The sequence below is a fragment of the Limosilactobacillus difficilis genome, assembly GCF_947387495.1.
Lineage (GTDB): Bacteria > Bacillota > Bacilli > Lactobacillales > Lactobacillaceae > Limosilactobacillus > Limosilactobacillus difficilis.
The window spans coordinates 1-1,542 of the sequence record NZ_CANDNU010000089.1 but is presented as its reverse complement, the minus strand read 5'-3'; the positions used below and the strand labels follow the sequence as shown (position 1 = coordinate 1,542).

General features: G+C 36.8%; 1 protein-coding gene. It reads right to left on the bottom strand.

Annotated features, from left to right (window positions below; translation table 11 throughout):
* Positions 1 to 191: 191 nt before the first annotated feature.
* Positions 192 to 1,445: an oligosaccharide MFS transporter gene (locus tag QOR82_RS09050; RefSeq protein ID WP_283584410.1), complete on the bottom strand. Its 1,254-nt coding sequence runs from the start codon at positions 1,443 to 1,445 to the stop codon at positions 192 to 194.
* Positions 1,446 to 1,542: the final 97 nt, after the last annotated feature.

Below are 1,542 nucleotides of genomic sequence, written 5' to 3'. Positions count from 1 at the left end.
ATACCTGATGTCACGCCGAATGGCGTTTTTTATTTACCACCAACTGGGTGGCTAACTTCATTCTATAATCCACCATTAACTGGACAATAAAAGCGCCTCACAGTCATTAGAATTATGTCTAACAATCATAAGGCGCTTCACACTTCAATCAATACTAAATATTCTAAATCGTTTTTTATTGCTAACCTTATCTAATTATTCTCTAAAGGTTGACCGCCAACTTCTTGATCATCCTTCCGCAAAATCACAAAAGCATAGATTGCTGCGCAAATAACAATGCAGGCAATGACAAGAAATGTTGAACGATAGCCAATGTGATCATGCAACATTCCTAGTGGTGTCGAGAAGATAATTTGCCCCAACTGAGCAGCAATTTGACTAACTACCATGTACATAGTTGCTGATAAACGAGTATCAAAATGCAAAGTTAAGTAACGGAACATCGCTAAAGCAAAAATAGCAGTTTCAGGTGCGTGGAAAAGTTTAACAATAGAGATACCTACTGGACTTTGGACGAGACCGCAAAGCCCAATTCGAATAAACATAATTGCAACTCCAAGTAACATCGTCCGTCGAACACCAAGTTTCTTCATAATCCAAGGAACTACTGCCATCATAATCGATTCCAGAAAAACTTCGATTGAGTTCAAAATACCATAGGCTGTATTACCTTGTGCAGCCGTACCAAAGAATTTAGTAAAAAACTGTGGGAACATTTGTTGATCAAAAACTGTATAAAATGATCCACTAAAGATAATAAAAATGACCAATTCCCAAAGTTGTTTCATCTTAAATACACCGACAATTTCTTTAAAGCTAGGCTTATCGGCATCATGCTTTTCTTCAGACTTATTTTCATACTTTGCAAATTGTTTTTGGTTTTTCGTTTTCCCAAAAACAAGGAGCAGAAATGTCAAAAGGCTAATTCCACTACTGAGCCAGAAAACAATATAAGGACTAATGGTAAAGAGATAGCCAGCACACAAAGCTGAAACAGCATAACCAAAGGAACCCCAAGCACGAGCCTGGCCATACTCAAATCCGAATCGACGACTCATTCTTTCAGCTAGTGCTTCAAAAGTCGGCGATGCAGCTAAAAATGCAAAAGATAAATATAGTGAACCAAGAAATGCACCTAAAAGAAAATTAGAATGAAGTAATGGCGAATAAACCCATGTAAAAAAGGGGCCAAGTAACATTTCTAGAATAGTAACCCCAATTAATAAATATCGTTTAATCCCTAGCTTGTCTTGTGCCGAACCATAAATAAACATTAAAACTAAAGTGATCGCAGAATCAAAAGTGTAAATCAAACCAACTTTAGCACCAGGAAAACCTAAGTCATTAGTTAGCCAAATTTGGAAAAATGACCACCAAATACCCCATGCACTAAAAAATAACAATAAACTTAATGAGCTTTGATGCGTACCCCCAAAGTTGGAAATCGACTTTGGGGGTACGCATCAGTCCCTAATAATAAAGAGAGATGGATAAATCCTTCGGATTTCATTCGTCTCTCTTTTCCTTTAAAATATAAGTATG